At 64.0% G+C, this 15,297-nt stretch carries 14 protein-coding genes and 1 tRNA gene; 6 read left to right on the top strand and 9 right to left on the bottom strand.

What is annotated here, in order from left to right:
* Positions 1-125 precede the first annotated feature (125 nt).
* Positions 126-1,481 carry a signal recognition particle protein gene (ffh, locus tag C4900_RS05270; RefSeq protein ID WP_065970372.1) on the bottom strand — a complete coding sequence of 452 codons (1,356 nt, stop codon included), beginning with the start codon at positions 1,479-1,481 and terminating at the stop codon, positions 126-128.
* A 99-nt stretch (positions 1,482-1,580) separates the two neighbouring features.
* Here ffh and C4900_RS05265 point away from each other — a divergent pair, with 99 nt between their 5' ends.
* The gene (locus C4900_RS05265; protein ID WP_065970371.1) at positions 1,581-2,393 is read left to right on the top strand and encodes a cytochrome C assembly family protein; all 813 of its coding nucleotides are present in this window, start codon (positions 1,581-1,583) and stop codon (positions 2,391-2,393) included.
* A gap of 330 nt (positions 2,394-2,723) precedes the next feature.
* On the opposite strand, the gene C4900_RS16845 is transcribed toward C4900_RS05265, so the two are convergent.
* A complete protein-coding gene (locus C4900_RS16845; RefSeq protein WP_267254343.1) occupies positions 2,724-2,858 on the bottom strand; it encodes a hypothetical protein in 135 nt (44 codons plus the stop codon).
* On the bottom strand, positions 2,855-3,382 hold the full coding sequence (locus tag C4900_RS05260; protein WP_233431941.1) for a sulfite exporter TauE/SafE family protein: 528 nt from the start codon (positions 3,380-3,382) through the stop codon (positions 2,855-2,857). Before C4900_RS05260 ends, C4900_RS16845 begins: the two co-directional genes overlap by 4 nt.
* 771 nt (positions 3,383-4,153) lie before the next feature.
* Here C4900_RS05260 and C4900_RS05255 point away from each other — a divergent pair.
* On the top strand, positions 4,154-5,440 hold the full coding sequence (locus C4900_RS05255; RefSeq protein ID WP_065969100.1) for an HlyC/CorC family transporter: 1,287 nt from the start codon (positions 4,154-4,156) through the stop codon (positions 5,438-5,440).
* 25 nt (positions 5,441-5,465) lie between these two features.
* Here the strand turns inward: C4900_RS05255 and C4900_RS05250 are convergent, their stop codons facing one another.
* The 3 genes from C4900_RS05250 to rfbD are packed head-to-tail and all read right to left on the bottom strand — an operon-like array spanning position 5,466 to position 8,576.
* Positions 5,466-7,031 carry an endonuclease MutS2 gene (locus C4900_RS05250; protein ID WP_065969101.1) on the bottom strand — a complete coding sequence of 522 codons (1,566 nt, stop codon included), beginning with the start codon at positions 7,029-7,031 and terminating at the stop codon, positions 5,466-5,468.
* A 19-nt stretch (positions 7,032-7,050) separates the two neighbouring features.
* Positions 7,051-7,707, bottom strand: a complete 657-nt coding sequence (gene tsaB, locus C4900_RS05245; RefSeq protein ID WP_170132415.1) for a tRNA (adenosine(37)-N6)-threonylcarbamoyltransferase complex dimerization subunit type 1 TsaB — start codon at positions 7,705-7,707, stop codon at positions 7,051-7,053.
* Positions 7,704-8,576 (bottom strand): dTDP-4-dehydrorhamnose reductase, encoded by an 873-nt coding sequence (gene rfbD / locus C4900_RS05240; RefSeq protein WP_114282529.1) that lies wholly within the window; start codon positions 8,574-8,576, stop codon positions 7,704-7,706. The genes tsaB and rfbD overlap by 4 nt, the downstream gene beginning before the upstream one ends.
* 227 nt (positions 8,577-8,803) lie before the next feature.
* Between rfbD and C4900_RS05235 the strand changes: the two genes are divergently transcribed.
* Entirely contained in the window at positions 8,804-9,868 is a 1,065-nt protein-coding gene (locus C4900_RS05235; protein ID WP_233431940.1) for an aldo/keto reductase, read from the top strand.
* Between the two features lie 7 nt (positions 9,869-9,875).
* Here C4900_RS05235 and C4900_RS05230 read toward each other — a convergent pair whose 3' ends face one another.
* Positions 9,876-10,553, bottom strand: coding sequence for a DUF1345 domain-containing protein (locus tag C4900_RS05230; protein WP_065969104.1), 678 nt, complete (start codon positions 10,551-10,553; stop codon positions 9,876-9,878).
* A gap of 4 nt (positions 10,554-10,557) precedes the next feature.
* Entirely contained in the window at positions 10,558-11,979 is a 1,422-nt protein-coding gene (locus C4900_RS05225; protein WP_170132414.1) for an outer membrane protein assembly factor BamB family protein, read from the bottom strand.
* 207 nt (positions 11,980-12,186) lie between these two features.
* Between C4900_RS05225 and C4900_RS05220 the strand changes: the two genes are divergently transcribed.
* Positions 12,187-13,911 (top strand): ABC transporter ATP-binding protein/permease, encoded by a 1,725-nt coding sequence (locus C4900_RS05220; protein WP_114282525.1) that lies wholly within the window; start codon positions 12,187-12,189, stop codon positions 13,909-13,911.
* On the opposite strand, the gene C4900_RS05215 is transcribed toward C4900_RS05220, so the two are convergent.
* On the bottom strand, positions 13,867-14,622 hold the full coding sequence (locus tag C4900_RS05215; protein WP_114282524.1) for a HugZ family pyridoxamine 5'-phosphate oxidase: 756 nt from the start codon (positions 14,620-14,622) through the stop codon (positions 13,867-13,869). The genes C4900_RS05220 and C4900_RS05215 overlap by 45 nt on opposite strands.
* Before the next feature lie 70 nt (positions 14,623-14,692).
* Here C4900_RS05215 and C4900_RS05210 point away from each other — a divergent pair.
* Positions 14,693-14,767, top strand: a tRNA-Val gene (locus tag C4900_RS05210).
* 156 nt (positions 14,768-14,923) lie between these two features.
* Entirely contained in the window at positions 14,924-15,193 is a 270-nt protein-coding gene (locus C4900_RS05205) for a DUF2188 domain-containing protein (protein ID WP_065969108.1), read from the top strand.
* The last annotated feature ends 104 nt before the right edge of the window (positions 15,194-15,297 follow it).

The following is a 15,297-nucleotide window of genomic DNA, read 5'->3' as shown; positions in this document are numbered from 1 at the left end:
CGCCCCTCGTTGCCGTGGCCATGCCGCCCCCAATGCCGATGTGCGCCCGCGTGTCGTCGTTTACGGGGGACACATAAATTGCCCAAATGCCACTATAAGACAGCGGCCGCAGCGGGACAAGGCGACTAGAACGGCAAACCCGGCATCTTGCCCTTCATGCCGGCCAACATGCGTTTGAGTCCGCCCTTGCCCATCTGCTTCATCATGCGCTGGGCCTGCGCGAATTGCTTGAGCAGGCGGTTGACTTCCGGCACACCGGTGCCCGAACCCTGGGCAATGCGGCGCTTGCGCGAGCCGCGTATGGTGTCGGGGAAACGACGCTCCTGAGGCGTCATGGAATTGATGATGGCCACGAGGCGACGGGTGTCATGATTCTGCAGCTGCGCGCGTGCCGCCGCCGGGAGATCGTTCATGCCCGGGAGCTTGTCGAGCACCCCGGCCATGCCGCCCATGCGCTCCATCTGGAGCATCTGCTCGCGAAAGTCCTCGAGATCGAAGCCCTTGCCCTTCTTGAACTTCTCGGCCAGACGCTCGGCGCTCTGGCGGTCGACCTTACGCTCGGCCTCTTCGATCAGCGTCAGGACATCACCCATACCCAGGATGCGTGAGGCCAGACGTTCCGGGTGGAAGGGTTCGAGCCCGTCGGTCTTCTCGCCCGTACCCAAAAACTTGATGGGTTTGCCGATCACCGCGCGCAGCGAGAGCGCCGCCCCCCCGCGCGCATCGCCGTCGGTCTTGGTGAGAATCACGCCGGTAAGCGGCAGGGCCTCATCGAAGGCCTTGGCTGTATGCACGGCATCCTGACCGGTCATGCTGTCGACCACAAACAGGGTCTCTATCGGCGCGGTGACGGCATGCAGGGCGCGCACCTCGTTCATCATGGTCTCGTCGATATGCAGCCGCCCGGCGGTGTCGACGATGAGGACATCCATGGCCTCGCGCCGCGCCAGATCCACGGCGCGGCGCGCGATCACCTCCGGGGACTCCGTGGGCGACCCTTTATAGAAGACCACCCCGACCTCGTCTGCCAGGCGCTCGAGCTGGTCCATGGCCGCCGGACGATAGACGTCGACGCTCACAAGCGCCACCTTCTTGCGCTCACGCTCGCGCAGCAGACGCGCCAGCTTGCCGGCACTCGTGGTCTTCCCCGAACCCTGCAGACCCGCGAGCAGCACCACCGCCGGCGGGCGGGTGGCCAGATTCAGCCGGTCACATGCCGCCCCCATGGTCTCCACCAGGGTGTCGTGCACGATCTTGACCACGGCCTGGCTCGGGTTCAGGGTGGCCATCACCTCCTGGCCGAGCGCCCGCGTGCGTATCGTCTCGATCAGGGTTTTCGTGGTCGACAGCGCGACATCCGCCTCCAGAAGGGCGATCCGCACCTCGCGCAATGCCTCACCGATGTTTTTCTCGGTCAGACGCGCCTCTCCGCGCAGGGTGCGCAGCGCGCCCTGCAAACGATTGCTCAGCGTTTCGAACATCTCTGTCTCCTGTGACCCATCGCCGACCTCCCGGGCGCGGGGCCTTCCCGCAACCCCCCAGGTATGCCATTATCCTGCCACCGTTACCCGTGCTGTCCTATGATACAACTCCTCTTCCATATCGTGGCCGTCATTCTCTATGCGCTCGCCGGCATCTACTACTGGCGCGCCCTGGAATCACCGCCGGGCGGCCAACATGATCGCCGGCGTGGTGCCTTCATAGGGGCCCTGGCGGTCATCTTGCAGGCCGGCCTGCTCATAGGCGACATCGATCACGATGGCCATCTGACGCTCGGCGTGGGCACCATCCTGTCCCTCGATGCCTGGGCGGTGGCCGCGATCTTCCTCGTGGCGTCGCTGCGCAAGCCCATCGAAAGCCTCGGGGCGTTCATCATGCCAAGCACGGCGGTGGCGACCATGGGACAGATATTCCTGCCGGCGAGTAGCGAGGATACGCGCATCAGCGATCCTTGGCTCGTGGCCCACATCGTCATCTCGATCCTGGCCTACAGCCTCCTTAGCATCGCCGTCGTTCAGAGCCTCGTCCTGTGGGTCCAGGAAAGCCGCCTGCGCCGCCGCCACCCGGCCCAGCTGCTGCGCGCGATCCCGCCGATGGAGACCATGGAGACCCTGATGTTCGAAATGATCCAGGTGGGATTCGTGCTCCTTACGCTGACGCTCATCAGCGGGTTCTTCTTCTCCGAGCAACTGTTTGGCGACCCCCTGCCCTTCACCCACCACAGCGTGCTCTCGCTCGTGGCATGGCTGGCCTTCGCCATCCTGCTCATAGGCCGCCGCCAGTTCGGATGGCGCGGGCGCAACGCCGTGCGCTGGACCGTCGGCGGCTTCGTGCTGCTGTTATTCGCCTACCTGAGCGCCGAATTCCTGTTCAAGCTGGTCCTGCCCAGCTGAGACGGCCCCGGCCAACACCCGTCCGGGCGGCCATTCTCCCTGGGGCACCGATCCTGAATGTCCGATGGCATGCCCATCTGCGGGTAGGCCGGGGGCGCAGACTCCCATACGGGAATGCCTCCACCACCACCGGGCGGCCCGGGCCTCATGGCCCCCCATTGAGAATGGCGGCGCTTTGATATGGTTTGCTCGGGGATCGGCCGATCCGGGGCGCCGTCCTGGCACTTCCGGCCCCGAACGGCCGCTATCGGCGGCGCGTCCCGGCGTCCTTCGATCGCGCAAAGCCCGCCCGCCCCAACACAGATGCCCCCCATCGAGGATCGATCCGCCTTACTCCCAGAGCTTGGCCGCCATCAGCAGTACGGTGATCGCCATCATCACCTTCACCCACAGCTCTCCACGCCGGCTCATCGTAAGCCCGGTAGCCCACCGCGCCCCGACCATACCGCCAGCGGCGATGATCAAGCCGAGCCCCAGTGGATTTGCCCCATCCAGGCGAAGATAAGGGTGGCAGGCAACGTGTACACCGCGATAATGAGAGTTTTATAGGCATTGACGTGCGCGAGATTCTTGGTGAGCAAATGGCGCAGGGTAAAGATGAAGAGGAAGCCGATACCAAGCTGCATGAAGCCGCCGTAAAAGCCCAGCCCCAGCATGGTCGGATACAGCCATGGCGATGCCACGCCATCGGGACGTTCAGATCTTTCTATGGCCCTCTTCGGGGAAAACAGGCTGGCCGTGCTGAACGCCAATACGATCACCAGAATGCGCTGAAACCAGAAATTGCCGATATGAACGCTCGCAATGGCCCCCAGTATGGCTCCTGGCAGGGTCCACAGGGCGAGCTTCACCCCCGCTTTCAAATCCACCAGGTTATGGTGGCAGAAGGTGCGCGCGGCGGTGACGTTTTCCACAAAAATGCCGATGCGGTTGGTGCCGTTTGCGGTGATGGGGTCGAGGCCCACAAAGATCAGTACCGGCAGGGTCAACCTGGATCCCGCGCCAGCCAGGACGTTGATGAACCCGGCTCCCACCCCGACAGAAAAACAATACCGGGAGAAGCCACCATGGCGTGGTGAGTGATGGCAGCGTCAGCAAATGCCAGCCTTAGAGAGGAGTGGACACGAAGGCCATGATACAGGCCCTCTTTAAACGAAACAGAGGGCCATTGAATTCGTTGGCCCCTCAGGGCAATTCGTACGCGAGCCGGCCACCCGGGTCTTGCCGTATACCAAGCCCCTGAAGCGACGACGGCTCCAACCTCACTGCTTGGCGCGCCTATCCGCTATCGGATCGAGGCCACCGCGGGTACCCAAGTCCTGGGCCGCCTGCAGCCTTCCCCGCCCCCCTGGCGCTTAAGGGCGCGGGGTCGTGGGATCGGTGGGGCCGACGCCACCCGGCGCCGTCATCGGCCACTGCCGTTTCCTGATCCGGCCCCACGTGCGGGTCGAAAATCTCGCGCGGCAGGTCGGCGCCGACGGGACTTGCGCCCAGGCCCCGTGCCCGCTGCCTGAGAGACCTTGGTCGATCCCGCCCGATTCGCCGCCCGTTCGGCCGGCCATACCGGGCATGGCGACCGCGCCGCCAACGGGATCGACGTCCGGCATCCGCTCGTCTGGTTCCCGTAGTCCCCGTGGTGGCACCCATTTCCGACCACGGCGTTTTCCATTGAGAATGGCGGCCCACCCGGGGTCAATCTCGAAAAACACCGCGGCCTATGGTAGGGTCTCGTGCTTGACTCTCAGGAGCCCCTTCGACCCTTGGACCACGTCCGCCTCGGTATGCTGGCCGGCGTACTGCTGTTTCTGATCTTCCTGTCCGGATTCTTCTCCGCGGCTGAAACCAGCCTCATGACGGTCAATCGTTACCGCCTCCGCCACCTCGCTGAATCCGGCCACCGGGGCGCGCGTCTTGCCCGTCGTCTGCTGCGCCGCCCAGACCGCGTCCTGGGCGTGGTGTTGCTCGGCAACAACTTCGGCAACATCGCCGCCTCCTCGGTCGCCACGCTGATGGCCGTCCGGCTCTACGGGGCCGGCGTGTTGGCCCTGGTCACCGGGGTGCTGACGCTCGTCATCCTCATCATCTCAGAGGTGGCCCCCAAAACCTTGGCGGCGCTCTACCCGGAGCCCGTGGCCTTCGGGTCGGCCTATGTGCTGACACCGCTTTTGCGCGTCATCTACCCGCTCGTCGCGGCCGTCAACTTCACCGCCAATCATCTACTGCGCGCCTTCGGCGTGTCGGTCAAGCCGCGCACCCCCGACCAGATGAGCGCCGAGGAGCTGCGGGCCGTGGTGCTCGAGGCCGGTAGCCTCATACCCACCACCCACCGGGCGATGTTGCTGGCCATCCTCGATCTCGAAAAGAGCACCGTGGAAGACGTCATGGTGCCCCGTCGCGAGGTCGAAGGTATCGACCTTGGCGCCGACTGGGACGAGATCGTGGACCTCCTCGGACGCAGCCATTACACGCGCCTGCCGGTATTCCATGGCAGCCTCGACAACGTCATCGGCATGCTCCACGTGCGCCGCGCCCTGCATCTCGCGCTCGCCGGCCGGCTGACCCGCGACACCCTGAAATCGGCGGCGCTCGAGCCCTACTACATCCCCCAGGGCACGCCGCTTGCCACTCAGCTCATGAATTTCAAGACCATGCGCCGGCACATCGGGCTGGTGGTCGACGAATACGGCGACCTCATGGGTCTCGTGACCTTGGAGGAGATCCTGGAGGAGATCGTCGGTGAATTTACCACCCAGGCCCCGGGCACGCCCGAGGACATCTTCCCGCAACCCGACGGCAGCTTCCTCATCAACGGCAGCACCAGCATCCGTGACATCAACCGCACGCTTGGCTGGCAGCTACCCTTGAACGGGCCCAAGACCCTGAATGGACTCATCACGGAGTACCTGGAAGACATACCGTCGCCCGGGACCAGCCTGCTTTTGAACGGCTATCTCGTGGATATCGTCCGCACGCGCGGCACCGCAATCCAGGTGGCGCGCCTCAAGGCCCATGCCGTGGCCACCAAAAAGCGCGACGAGGACGAGTAAACAAAGCCCCCGCGAAGTCGCCACGTCAGGGGGGCGCGCCGCGGCCGGCCTCCAGGCGGGCAAGATGCGCGCGTGCCGCCTGAAGAAGCGCCGGTGCCAACCCCCGGCGCTCGGCGATCGTCAGGCCGTGCGAGGAGCCGCTCTCGCCCATGACGAGTTCATAGGTCGGGGCCAGTCGTTCGCGGTCGAAACGCATGGTGGCATTGGTCAAGTAGGGATGGGAGGCGGCATAGCCCTTGAGGGGGCTCAAATGAGTCGTGATGATACCGCGGACACGGCGGTGCGCGAGCTCATCGAGTACCGCCATGGCGAGCGCCGCACCCTCCTCGGGATCGGTCCCGGTACCAAGCTCATCCATCAATACTAGAGTCTCGCCGTCGGCTTCGCGTAAGAGCCGTATCAAGACCTCCACATGGCTCGCAAAGGTCGACAGCTGGTGGAGAAGGCTCTGACGATCGCCGATGTCGACGATGACCCGGCGGAAACGACCGACGACGGCCTCCCCCTCGCCCGGAATGTGCAGCCCGCAATGGGCCATGGTCACAAGCAACCCCACGGTCTTTAGGACCACGGTCTTGCCGCCGGTGTTGGGACCGGTCACAAGCAGCATGGGGTGGCTATCATCGAGCGCGATCGAGAGCGGCACGGGACAGGGACCACGGCGATCGGCGAAGGCCAGCAGCATGGCCGGATGGTACACGGCGGTAAGCCGCAAGAGCGGTTCCGGCACGAGTCGCGGGGCGTGCGCGTTCATGTGAATGCTGAGGTGACCGGCGGCGAACGCGAGGTCGATCCAGGTGACTGCCCCCAGCAGGGCCTCGAGGGCCTCGAGGGCGGCCGCGACCTCGGCGGTCAATGTCCGGCGCACAGCCAATTCCTCGGCGTCGCGCCGTCCGGCGCATGCCTCAAGGCGGTTATTGGCGGCCACCGCCTCCAGAGGTTCCACGAGATAACGGCGCCCATGGCCGGCCGGTCCACGACGTACGCCCTTGATGGTATCGGCAACCTGCGGGGCCACTGCCAGAAGGAGCCGCGATCCACTGCTGACAATGGCATCATCGCCCTCATCGGCGGCGCCGAGGGCCGCCAGGCGTTGTCTTAGCAAGTCCTCGACGTCGGCACGCCCGCGGCTCATCTCCTGGGCCAGCTCCGCGAGCCTCGGGCTCGCCGTGTCATTCACGCGCCCGCCCGGCGTCACCGCAGCATCGAGCTGTGCGAGCAGCTGCGGCGCACCCGCCAGGGCCCCTTCATCGGGATACAGGTCCGGATACTGCGCGCACAAGGCGCGTAGCGCCGTGCCGGCACGCATCAGTTGGGCGATATGGGCAAGCGCGGTCCCGGCCAACGCCGCGCGCGCCTGGCCGGCCTGGCGCAGGGCCGCACGAATATCCGGCAAGCGCGGCAGGGCGGCCGCACCCTGCTCAATGGCGCGCCGCGCGGCGGTCACCGCCCTTTGCAAGGCCTGGGCGGCCCCAATATCAGGGGCCGGGACCAGCGCACGCGCGGCGTCCGCCCCGTAGGGGGTGGCCGTCAAGCGCTCCAGGAGGCGTCGGACAGCGGCAAATTCCAAGGCATCGAGATCAGCGTCCATATCGTCTCTCCCGGCAGGCTTATGATCGGATGTGGGCCACGTCGTCGCGCAGATACACCGGTACCGCGGCACAGGCGCGGACGAACGCCGCGCGCTCATAGGCCTCCTCGGCCAGCGCCAGCACCGCACGCGCCGTGGGTGAGCGGTCCGAGACATGCCGCTTCGGCAACGTCTCTCCAAAACGGTCCCTATAATGGTCGATGCCGCTACCGACCGCACAGTCCGTATCCGCCGGACACACCACCCGCTCCGGCGGGGCCACGCGCTCCTCCCCGCAGGCCACCACCAGACCCGTGGCCTCGCGCCTGTAGACCCCGTAATAGACCTCGTCACGACGGGCATCGAGGGCCGCCAGCACCTGCTGCCCAGGGGCCTCCTGCGCGAGCGCCGCAAGCGACGAGACCGGAACGACCGGCAGGTCGCGCGCATACGCAAGCCCCTGGGCCACGGCCGCGGCCACGCGCAGACCGGTAAACGATCCGGGACCACGCCCGAAGGCTATGACATCGACTACGCTAAGATCGCATCGGAGGTCGGCGCACAAAACGCGCAGCAGATCGAGTACGGTCTCGGCCCGCGCCGTACTATCGCGCAGCCCCCGCTCGTAAACCACGCCATCGATCTTCAGGGCCACTGATACGAATGCGCTCGCGGTCTCGACGGCGAGCAGGTTCATGGCCTCTCCATGAACAGGTCGGCGAGTGCCTGATCCCATGAGGGCAGGGTGATCCCCAGATGCTCCTTCAGGCGAGCACCGTCGAGCACCGAGTAGGCCGGGCGATGCGCCGCAGTGGGATAATCAGCCGTCGTAATCGGCAACACCGCGACCGCCAATCCGAACGACCGCACGATGGCCTCGGCAAAGCCGTGCCAGCTCGTTGCGCCATCGCACGCTGCATGATAGAGCCCGGCGCAGTCTGCGGCCCGCGGGTGCACAAGAATCGCGCGTGTCGTTTGCGCGAGGACGGTTACCGGCGTCGGACTGCCGTACTGGTCGCAGACGATGCGGAGCGGCCCGTTCGCGGCCAATCGCCGAACGGTCGTCAGAAAGTTTCGGCCCTCGCGATCATAGAGCCAGGCCGTGCGCAGGACGAAGGCCGTAAGGGGGCGTGCCAGCACCGCCTCCTCGCCCAGGCGCTTGCTCTCTCCATAGACGTTGAGGGGGGCTGTGAGGTCGTCCTCCCGATAGGGGCGCCCCGCAGTCCCATCGAAAACATAATCGGTCGAGTAGTGCACAAGCCAGGCCCCGACGGACAAGGCGGCATCGGCCAGATACCCTGGGCCATAGGCATTGATGCGCAGCGCCGTGTCGCGCTCCGCCTCTGCCTTGTCGACGGCCGTATAGGCGGCGGCATTCACGATGACCCCGGGGCGCAGGCGCCGCACCGCGGCATGCACCGCCGTCTCGTCCCCGATATCACAATCTGCGTGGCTTAAGGTATGCACAGGGCCCAGTCCGGCCAGGACCTGCGCAAGCGCGCGGCCGAGCTGACCCTGGGCCCCGAACAACGCTATGCCCTGGCGGGCTTTGTCAGCGTGCGCCATGGCCGCCCCTCGTCGCTCATGACAATGATTCCAAAAGTGGTGATCTCCCGCCAACGCCCCTACGCGTGTCGCCGGATGCGCCGCAGCGACCGCGGCCCGCAACGATGTGCACCCTCGACAGCCGGCGCGCGCACGCCGCGCGCCGCCTCACCGACTCCGCGGCCGCGTCGCCACCGGGAGCGGCGATTATAGCAAACCGCGCGTGATGGCCGCCATTTGACAGCCCCATGGGAAATTGGCAAAGTCCGGGGATGCGCATCCACCACCTCCCCGGCACCGATCTTGCCATTTCCGACATCGGTCTTGGCACCATGACCTTCGGCGAGCAGACCGACCAGGCCTGCGCGCATGCCCAGCTCGACTATGCGCTGTCCGAGGGCATCAACCTGTTCGATATGGCGGAGATGTATCCGGTGCCGGGACGCGCCGAGACCCAAGGGGCCACGGAGGCCATCGTCGGCGCGTGGCTTGCCCGACAGGCGCGCGATCGGGTGGTGATCGCCACCAAGGTCGCCGGGCCCTTGCGCGGCTTTCGATGGATACGGGGCGGGCCGCTCGCCCTCGACCTCGCCAACATGCGCGCGGCGCTCGAAGCGAGCCTGAAGCGGCTGAAGACCGATTATGTCGACCTCTACCAGATTCACTGGCCGTCGCGTCCTCTCCCGCTATTTGGCGGCACACAGTACGAGGCCCAAGATACCGTAGACAGGGCCGCGGAGATCGAGGAGCAGCTTCAGGCGCTCGCCACGCTCGTGCGCGAAGGCAAGGTGCGCTACATCGGCCTCAGCAACGAGACCCCGTGGGGGACGCTGCGCTTTCTGGAGGCCGCCGGGCGCCTCGGTCTGCCGCGAATCGTCACCATTCAAAACGCCTACAACCTCCTGAATCGAACCTTCGAGTCGGGGCTAGCCGAGGTATGCCATCGCGAGCGTCTGGGCCTTTTGGCTTACAGCCCGCTTGCCTTTGGCGTACTCACCGGCAAATACCGGACGCATAGCGACCCGCAGGCGCGCCTGAATCGCTTCCCGGAATTCAGCCCGCGCTATCGCAAGGCGGCCATCGTGCCGGCCGTGGATGCGTACGCGCGTGTTGCCGAGAATTTCGGCTTGTCGCTCGGGGCCCTGGCGCTCGGCTTCGTGCGCTCGCGCTTCTTCACCGCCTCCACTCTGCTGGGCGCGCGCACCGTGGAACAACTGAAGGAAAACATCGTGCACGCCAAGGTCGCGCTATCGCCCGAGGCGCTCGCCGCCATCGAAGAGGTCCACCTGAAATCCCCCAATCCAGCACCCTGACACGCCGCTACATCAGGCCTGCGACAATGTTGATGGTAAGCGCCAGGATCAGGGTGTTGAAGGCAAACGACAGTACGCCATGCAGCAAGGCCGCGCGCCGCACACTATGCGAAGTGATGGCCACGTCCGAGACCTGCGAGGTCATGCCGATGACAAACGAGAAATACAGAAAATCCATATAATGCGGCAGGGCCGATCCCGGAAAGTGCAGCCCCCCATCGTCACGCACACCGTCTGGCACCGCGCGCCCCCGGTAATAACTGTGCGCGTAATGAAAGGCAAAAAGCGTGTGCACAACCAACCACGACCCGGTAATGGCCGAGACCGCGAGCGCCAGATAGAAGACCTTCTCCGAGGCTGACGCGCCCTTCATGTAACTCAGCAAAAACAAAATGGCAAAAACACTCGCACAGGCCGCAAGCAGCGCCATCGACAGCAGCGCAAACCCGCTTTGATCCTGATCGACCGTACTGCGGCAGGTCTCCTGGGCATCGGCAAACACCATCACTATCCCCGCCAGGATCAAAAACGTAAGGCACGCCGCATCCCAGCCGAGCAACAGCCGGATGTCAGTGAGATGCTGGGACGCAACGGTCATGAATACCGCAGTCCCCGCGAGTACCGATGCCGCAAGGCGCCGACGGGCCCCGAAAGCCCGTGCGGCGCGCATGAGCGACCGCAACATGCTTTTAAGAGGTCTTGCCTTGCCCCAAAAGCGTCTTGACCGGTAACGCGTACATCCAACCGAAGTTGCTGCCGATGAGGTAGGTGTCCCCCATCACCACGCCGTTCTGGGGACCGAAGCCGCCATGATGGGTCATATACTTGGATAGGACCTTCCCGGTCTTACGGTCTAGCACGAAGATCGCGCCGTTACCCACGGGAAAGATCACATCCGAACCCGTCACGCTGGGCGCGGCCTTCATCTTGATCTTGAGAGGCGTATGCCAGAGCACCTTGCCGGTCTTTAGTTGCACCGCGTAAGCCGTGGCGGTCACGGGACTCCCGGTATAAATCGTTCCACCCACGATCATGGGCACGGCATCCTTGTTGCGTGGCGGCACCTTGCCGACCCCGAGCGTCGTCTGCCATAGGATTTTGCCGGTCTTGGCATCGAGCGCTATCTCCACGCTCTTTGCCCGGTGATGGCCCTTGGCCTTGCGCTCGAACTGGGTGACCACGATGCCGCGCGACTGCGCTGGGGCACAATCGCCCATGCTGCTCGAAAAGACCGCATGAGGGGCCGTGCGCCATGCTAGCTTCCCGGTCTTGGCGTCTATGGCATAAAGGGCGCTCGGATGGGTGCCTCCCATGATGACGAGATGATGGTAGACCGTGGCTGACGACATGCTCACGAATGACTTGATGGGGACGCGCCATTTGAACTTGCCGGTGGCGGCGTTGAGCCCGTAGATGTGTCCGTCCCCATTGCCAAAGACCAGCGTCCCATCGTCGATCGCGGGCGTTGGCATATCCTCGCCTTTGGTATGATAGACCCAGGCGAGCTTGCCGGTGGCGGCATGTACGGCGTAGATGCCGCTGATGTCGGTCCCGCGCACGATGCTTGCGCCTTTGTGTCCGAATTTCACCGCCTGCGTATAGCTGAAGTTGGAGTTCCCTCCGCCTACATACACAAGCTTCTTGGGACCGCGCCCGGCCACGAGCGGAGTGGTCATGATCTGGTTTAATGCATTGAACTTCCAGAGCATATGCCCGTCTGATCCGTCGAGGGCGTATAGGAAGCCATTGTCGTCTGCGACATACACCTTGCCGTCAACGACCGATGCCCCGATAGGAATGCCGACCAGGTCGCGTACCGCCGTGATACTGACGTAGGTCTGCTTGATCGCGGGCTTTTTCATGCCCTTCGGAACGGCCTCAGGGACATGAAAGACCCAATGTACGGGCTCGCCGACGGTCCCCTGCGGCGCCTTGTAGCGGGCGTCGTGGGCGGCGTTGAGCCCATAAAGCGGCCACGCATGGGGTGATGCGAGCGCGGTCTTGGCTGATGAACTGGCAACAGGCGAGGCCTTATGACTGCATCCCGACAGTAAAGCAAGCGCTGCCAGGCTGGCAACAACAGACAGGCGTATAGCGGGTCGTGCTTCCATATCCCTGATTCCTCCCGGAACTCTTGTGTGGGACTGCATCGAATGCCAAACCCTAGGCGATAGGTGGCGCGTGGTCAAGGGACGTGCATCCCAGGGCCCGCGCCAATTTGGCGCCATGCTATCATGGCAGCGGGAGCGGCCCCGGCACGGTCCAGGGGCCGGATACCATAAGCGGTCATAACCAACGCTCCGGAGCCCAGTTCAGAAATGGAACGGTTTAATCTTGCATTCTTTCGCGGTGCATGGCGCATCAGCGCGCCCTACTGGAAGTCCGAAGAACGCTGGTCGGCCTATGGGCTGCTCGCGGTCGTCGTCGGCTTGAGCCTGGGACTCGTCTACATCAACGTCCTCATAACAGAGTGGTACAACGGCTTCTACGACGCGCTCCAACACTATAATGAAACCGCCTTCTGGGCGGACATGCTGCGCTTTTCGTGGCTTGCGGGGCTTTATATCGCCGGCTACGTGTATCAGCTCTACCTGGGAGAAATGCTTCAGATCCGCTGGCGGCGCTGGATGACCCACTACTACCTCAAGGACTGGCTGAGCGACCGCGCCTACTATCGCATGCAGCTTTTGAGCGACGGTACCGACAACCCTGATCAGCGTATCGCAGACGACATCAGCGCATTTATTCGCGGTACCCTGAGACTTGGTCTCGGTCTTTTGAGTTCGGTCGTGACCATCGCCTCCTTCATCACCATGCTCTGGATGCTATCGGACCGCCTGACGATCCCGATAGATGGGCAGAAATGGGAGATCCCGGGTTATCTCGTGTGGGCCGCGCTCATCTATTCCGTGGCTGGGACCTGGATCATGCTCAAACTGGGTCGGCCCTTGATCGGCTTGAGCTTCAATCAGCAACGGTTCGATGCGGATTTTCGTTTCAATCTCGTCCGCGTGCGCGAGAACACCGAGAGCATCGCGCTCTATGGCGGCGAGGATCAGGAACATAAAGGTCTGGGGGAGCGCTTTGCGTCTATCTTTCGCAACTATTGGGCGATCATGCGTCGGCAGAAGATCCTCAACTGGTTCTCGGCGGGATACGGGCAAGCGGCCATCATCTTCCCGTTTCTCGTAGCCGCACCGAGCTTTTTCGCAAAGCAGATCCAGTTGGGCCTCGTCATGCAGATCTCGTCGGCCTTCCAGCAGGTGCAGGGGGGGCTCTCCTACATCGTGACGATCTACCCCGACCTTGCCGCATGGCATGCGGTCGTGGACCGACTCACGGGCTTTAGCGAACACATGGCCAAGGTCCGCGGCGTTGCCGCCGACATCGATGCCATCACCCAAGAGACCGCCGACAAACTCCAGCTTCAGTCGGTGAGTCTCCATGTCCCCGATGGGCGCCCGCTACTATCGGATCTGTCGCTGTCGGTGGAACCGGGAGAGACCATGCTACTTACGGGGCCATCCGGCAGTGGGAAGAGCACATTGATCCGGGCGCTCGCCGGCATCTGGCCGTTTGGAAGCGGCCGGATCGCGGCGCCACCCAAGAGTTCCTCGCTATTTCTGCCCCAAAAACCTTACCTGCCCCTGGGGACCTTGCGCGAGGTCCTCCTCTACCCTCACGGTCGACCGGACACCGCGAACGACGCCCTGACCGAGGCGCTCACGGCCGTTGGGCTCGCGCGCCTCATCCCGCAGTTGGATGAACAAAAGTCCTGGCCGCTCATCCTGTCGCTCGGCGAGCAGCAGCGCATCGCGTTTGCGCGCATCCTTCTGCAAAAACCCCAGTGGATCTATATGGACGAAGCGACATCGGCGCTCGACGAGGCCGCCGAGGGGGAACTCTATACGCTGCTACGCCACCGTCTGCCAAACAGCACGGTGGTGAGCGTTGGCCACCGATCGGCGCTGAACGCCTACCACAAGACGCGTCTGCAACTAACCGGAAACGGTGCTTGGAAGGTCATCCCGGCCGGCACCTGAGGTTCGCGCCATGCGCACGAAGGCCTCGCGCAGCCCCTTGGCGTCACGCACGGGGGCGTCGAAATCGATGCGCAGCCGGCCGCCACGGGTGGCGATATCAAAACCCTCGGGATCGATGCCGACGAGGCGCGGCTCGGATTCGTCCACGCCCAGCGCCCGACAATAGCGAATAAGGGCGTCCTTATGGTCGGCGTTCATATGGACCACGGCGCCGCTCTCCGCCGCCACCAATTCCGCATCGAACGACTCGCGCGATAGGCAGTAGTCTTCCCCGCGTATCCAATGAATATCGCCAAAGCCGCCGATAAACCGCACGCGCTCGACGGACAGTTTATAAAAGCGGAAGTCGTGGATCGCAAAATATTCCTGGGCCTGCGGCAGATAACGCAGGTATCGGTCCCGCAAGGCCGCATCGCCTTCGATTACAGTCGCCCGCCCCATGAGGGTCGCACGCCCCGACTGCTGGATGTCGGACTTCTCGTCCTCCCAAGCCAGCAGACTTACACGGCTATCCCGTTGAATGTTGCGGCTATGCTGGGCCAGATCGGATAACAACAGGATCGGGTGCCCTTCGAAATCCAGGATATAAGGGGCCACGGACCCGAACGGCCACCCGTCCATATCCGCGGATAAGGTCGACAGGATACCGTTGCTGTGGGTGCGCGCCAGTCGACGCGCATCGCGTACCGCCTTCCGATAGTTTTCGCTCATGCCAGCCATTCTAGCAAAGGCCTCCGGAAAATTGACCAATTCCGTGCATTTCCGTAAACTGGCCGACACCGGGCGATTAGCTCAGCGGTAGAGCACTGCCTTCACACGGCAGGGGTCAGTGGTTCGATCCCACTATCGCCCACCAATATAATCCAGCACTTAGCTCATCATCCTCCCCACGAAATCACGCTCCGCTCCACTGAGTATCGGGGGACACGTTTCGTGCCACGGGTTCATTGCCTTCCATCCACCAGGGGGGCAAGCTGCGCCTGACGGGTATTTGGCACGAGGCGGGGCAACCGTGGCATCCATCACAAAACGGCCGTGGGGCGGATGGCAGGCGCGTGTGCGTCTAAATGGACGCGGCACCAAAACCAAAACCTTTACTACGCGTGCGGAAGCCATTGCGTGGGCGCGAGCCACTGAGCAAACCCTGACCACGGAGACCCCCGGCGAGGCGGAAGCCAAACAGCTCGCGGACACCGTCCTGCTGCGCCAGGCCCTCCTCCGCTACCAGGAGGAAATCACCCCGCGCAAACGCGGCGCGCGCCTCGAGTACGGTCGCCACTAGGCGGTTTCCGCGAGGCGCGTAAAGACCGCAGGCTGGGGTAGTACCAGAGAGCCTCCCCGCGTAAAAACTGCAGGCTCGCCACGGCCGACTTGACATGGTCCCAA

Origin of the sequence: Acidiferrobacter thiooxydans, assembly GCF_003333315.1 — a bacterium.
In the GTDB taxonomy this organism is placed as follows: domain Bacteria; phylum Pseudomonadota; class Gammaproteobacteria; order Acidiferrobacterales; family Acidiferrobacteraceae; genus Acidiferrobacter; species Acidiferrobacter thiooxydans.
This window is presented reverse-complemented; position numbering and strand designations above follow the sequence as displayed.